We start from the raw sequence: 4,621 nt of genomic DNA on the forward strand, positions 1-4,621 counted from the left end.
TGAAGCTCCTGGTCAGGCGGATTGATCTAGGCAATCGCCCGTCTACCAGGAGCTTCACCCTTTCGAGGTCACGCCACGCCGCACGCCAGCTGACCTGCTCGTCCATCAGGTTGGCAAAGGCTCACTGGCCGGCGTCGACATCAAGACCGTCGCGGGCCGCCTGGGCCACGGTGGCGGCGGGACGACGACTCTCAAGGCCTACACCGCCTGGGTGGCGGAGGCCGACCAACGCGCAGCCGGCGGATTCGCGGCACGTATGCCGAAGCGTCCTGCTCAGCTGAGCGAGGCGGATCGAATCATGAGCCGTCCACGGTTCCCTTACGAAAAGGTTGCCGCTGACATATCGGCAAGGATCATCAGTGGTGAACTCGAGCCTGATGTCGAAATACTTACCATGCGGCATGCAGTATCACGGGCAACGGCGAGGCGAGCCATCTCAATGGCTCGAACCGTCGTGGCTGCGCTGGTGGCGGAACCGGCTCAAATGCCAGAGTAGCCACGGCCCTCCGTTCCTGACCGGCTGGCATGGTCTCGACGTCGGTCGGGTTCAGAGCTGACATCGTCGGCCCGCAAGTCAATGGTCCCCCGCCACGATTTTTAGCGGCTGACTTCAAGATTTGACGGGGCCGCTGCGAGCAATCTGCGACCGGCCGGCATTCAGGAGCGGCGAGCCGAGTAGATGAAGGGTCGGTCTGTGGGCCCAACCTGTAATGGCACTTTCCGATGATGTGTAGTATCATTCGGACGATCCATGTCGATATCGCTTCTGTCGAACTGAGGAGGGACGAGTGTCGCGCTCCGACCTGATTCGCCTCCTCTTCGACGCCTATGCGCGCAGAGATGATGCCGAGTTTCGGCAAGTCGCTGGTCGCATTATTGCGGACGAACGAGGCAAGCGGCACCACCTTCTGGCCGAAGAGCTCGAGAGGTCTCTTGAGCGTAGCGTCGTAGGAACATCGCCCCAAATTGTTCCAATTCATTCCTTGCCTAAAGCAAGAGATGATCGTGATCTGCTGAAACTATCGAAGCCCAGATTTGTCTTCGAGGACCTCATCCTCTCGTCAGAGTCTCGGCAAGCTTTAGGTCTAATTTCACTCGAAAATATCCGTCGAGAGACTCTAACTAGTAGCGGCCTTCGGCCTCGCCAGAGGATTCTTTTGGTCGGCCGATCTGGAACCGGAAAAAGCGCTGCGGCTCACGCTTTAGCTAGTGAACTGGGACTTCCCGTGGCGACCGTCCAGCTCTCCTCTGTCATATCTTCCTACCTGGGAGAGACGGCTCGGAACCTTGAATCGATCGTATCGTTCGCCGAAGGCCAGCCTTGCCTATTACTTCTTGACGAATTTGATGCCCTCGCGGCTCAGCGTCATCGGGGAAACGACCATCAGGAGCTGACTCGTATTGTCGCGACCCTCCTGCAGGTATTTGAGGAGATGCGTGGGGAGTCCCTGATTGTTGCGACGTCAAATCACGCGGAAGCGCTGGATCCAGCGATCTGGCGCCGGTTCGATGAGATAATCCGCCTGAGAGTTCTCGGCGTCCAGCAGATCGAGTCATTGATCCGACTAAAATGTCGGCAACTGCCTGTAGTCGCAGATCTAGATCGTTGGGCTCGCGAGCTTATGGGTAATAGTCCGGCCGAGGTCGAGCTGGTTTGCATGGATGCGCTGAGGTATGCGTTGTTGGAGGGCACATACCAGGTTGATGATGCTGCATTCTCCCACGCTCATGAGGGAGTGATTCGACGGATGACTGCACTCGCGGACGCCGCAGCGACTGAAGAGGCCGAGCTCGGCGAGCCCAGCTAGGTCGAGCGGTCTGTCACGATAGAGTGACTTCATGACCGCAGACGACAGACCAACTGCCAGCAGGGCTGTGTATTCGCATCTCGGTCTCCCAAGCGTTGTCATCCCGGGACAGCGGGCTCCGAGGTCTGGGTTCTCTCCGGGCGTAACGCACTCGGACCGTCGTGCACATGCTGGTTCCGTGCGACAGAAGGCTGTCACGGTACTTGATGAATTTAAGAGGCGGCCGCCAACTCTGGGTGTGAATCCGGATCTGGTTCTGGTCTTGCAGACCAACCGGAAAGTGGCTTTAGAAGACCTAGACAAGGCAGGTCTTTCTACACTCGAAGTACTGGGTGATCGTACGCTCGTCGCCTTTTCCGAGGATGCGGCGCTCACTAAGTTCCTGGCCCAGAATGCGGCCTACGCGAGCGGGTCTCCCGGGCTAACGAAAGGCGGCTTCGAGAAAAAGGCTGCCTACCAGGACCTTTTCGATGCACTGGAAGATATACGACTCCTCGAGCCGGCCGACGTCCTGACGGATAGGGCGCGAAAAGCGATAGAGCTCAATGCGCCATCGTCCGCAGTTCGTTTTGACATCCAGTGTTGGTGTTCGGATGATCGCGATGAGGCGCAGCGAAGGCAACGGGAAACGCGGTCGGCGATCGAAGCCGCGGGCGGGGTTGTTTTAGACAGCTTCTTGCGCCCTAGTGTCGGTGCATCGATTATTTGTGCAGATGTGCCTGCAGGGAGGATCCTGGCGCTTGCGGACGTTGATCGAGTGCGCCGGATTGACACGATTCCGGTCCCTGATCTAACTGTAGTCGAATTCGTACAAGCGCAGCCTGGTTCGCTTCCGCAAGTTCAGCCTCCAGATGATGAGGCGCCAGTAGTTGCGGTGGTGGACTCCGGGGTGAGGAGCGGGCATCCTCTGCTCGCCCCAGCGATTATCGGAGTAGAGTATCTGGGCGCCGGGCTGGGCGATGGCTCTGATGAGAGCGGACATGGGACTCTCGTCGCGAGCCTTGCGCTTTTCGGCTCTTTGGAGGAGCGAATCTCGTCAGGGCGAGAACTCGTGCCAGCTGGAAGGTTACTTAGCATTCGAGTCCTGGATGACAAGAATGGCTTTCCGGATGGTGCGACCTGGTATCGAACACTGCTGGATGCGCTCAATCTCGCGGTTGAAGGCGGCGCGATAGTGATCAATCTGTCACTCGGCGATCTGCGCAATCCATACAGTGGGCCGCGGCCGACGTCTCTCGGTGCACTTGTGGACGAGTTCGCTCGCGACAACAACGTCGTCATCGTAGTTAGTGCGGGAAACTACTCGACCATCGAATGGTTCGGGGAAGAGCTTTCAAATGGTACCTATCCTGAGCGAATTCTAGCGGAGACGGATGGCGGAATTCTTGACCCGGCAGCGTCCGCTTTGGCGCTCACGGTAGGCGCGCTGTGCGTCGATGAACGGCAGGGAGTGGAGCCAGCAAGAATCAGAGCCTCGATTGTTCCAGTGGGCGCAGAGGGCTCGCCCAGTCCCTACACCAGGATTGGTCCTGGAGTTGGGGGAGCGATTAAGCCGGAGCTGTGCGCCCCGGGCGGCAGTATCGCGTTCGACACCGAGCTCAATCGGCCTGCCCGCGGTGACTTGCGAGTACAGGTGGTGGGAGCTGGAGGAGAGCGGCCGGAGCGGCTATTAGCAACGGGTGCTGGCACAAGCTTTGCCGCGCCTCTTGTCTCTCACGCCGTCCTTCGCGCGATGCAAGCATATCCGAGTCTCAACGCCAACAGTGCTCGTGCGCTCGTTCTGCTTTCGGCAGGGGCGGTCACTCCCATCTTCGGGGACGAGCGTGTATCAGAGTTTGAGACACTGCGCCGATTCACTGGTTTTGGCCGCGTAAGCGCCGAGCGTGCCGAGGCGTCGACGGATCATAGGGCTGTTCTTCTGGCGGAGACATCGATTGACGTGGACGGAGTTCAAGTATATAAAGTTCGGCTGCCGCAAACATTCTTCGAAAGCGGCGGCCAGTCGAGGATCACTATCGCGCTTACGTATGATCCTCTTGTCCGGCCCACCCGTCTCGATTACATGTCGAGCCGTATGAGCGTATTCGGCTTCTTCGGCGTCAGTCATGAAGAGGTCGCTCTGCAGTTTGCGAAGCTCGCGAAGGCCGAGAAGGAGTCATCGGTCGATGAGGCGGGAGAGAATGAGCGCTTTCCAACCTGGTGATCATGAGGTTGGCGGGGCTGCGGCGTGGTGTCGCTGAAGTAGGTGAAGCTCCTGGTAGACGGGTGATTGCCTAGATCAACCCGCGCCAACCAGGAGCTTCAGGGTGCTTGTCTACCCGTCGTCGATGCCCGTGTCCAACCGCGCCCTGCAGACCCTCGCCGACGCGCTACGCCACCGCCGGACCGTGATGCGGAGCCGATGGCGCCGGCTCTCACCGGGCGAGCAGGCGTTGCTGGTGCTGGCGCATCTGAACAAGGGCGAGACCTACACCGCCCTGGCCGCCGGGTTCGGTGTCGGCACGACCACGGTGTTCCGCTACGTCCGCGAAGGCGTCGACGTCCTCGCCGCGGTCGCACCGACCCTGGAGCAGGCGCTCGACGTGGCCAGCCGCAAGGCGTTCGTGATCCTCGACGGCACCCTGCTGGCGATCGACCGGGTCGGCATGGGATCGGGATACGACCGGGCGTTCTACTCCGGTAAACAGGCTCTTCCGGAAATGGAGTGCAGGTGAGGGCGTGATCGACCGCGCGGGTGGGGTCGTGTCGCTGCGGTGAGGCGGGCCCCGAGAAGTTGATGATGAAGGTTCCTACACCGAACATCGTCGAACGCC

The 4,621-nt window shown here is 59.8% G+C and carries 2 protein-coding genes and 1 pseudogene; all 3 read left to right on the forward strand.

All coding sequences use genetic code 11. The annotated features are described in order from the left end of the window. The first annotated feature begins 788 nt into the window (after positions 1-788). Positions 789-1,808: an AAA family ATPase gene (locus WHI96_RS27160; protein WP_345648611.1), complete on the forward strand. Its 1,020-nt coding sequence runs from the start codon at positions 789-791 to the stop codon at positions 1,806-1,808. A 31-nt stretch (positions 1,809-1,839) separates the two neighbouring features. Next, complete coding sequence (locus WHI96_RS27165; RefSeq protein WP_502311634.1) at positions 1,840-4,011, forward strand: S8 family peptidase; 2,172 nt, start codon at positions 1,840-1,842, stop codon at positions 4,009-4,011. A gap of 103 nt (positions 4,012-4,114) precedes the next feature. Beyond that, positions 4,115-4,492, forward strand: a pseudogene (locus WHI96_RS27170) (helix-turn-helix domain-containing protein); the annotation flags it as partial. Positions 4,493-4,621: the final 129 nt, after the last annotated feature.

Origin of the sequence: Pseudonocardia tropica, from assembly GCF_040105315.1 — a bacterium.
Taxonomy (GTDB): domain Bacteria; phylum Actinomycetota; class Actinomycetes; order Mycobacteriales; family Pseudonocardiaceae; genus Pseudonocardia; species Pseudonocardia alni.

Excerpts from the sequence above, each read along its gene's own strand:
- WHI96_RS27165 (WP_502311634.1), top strand. The coding sequence starts at position 1,840 with ATGACCGCAGACGACAGACCAACTGCCAGCAGGGCTGTGTATTCGCAT.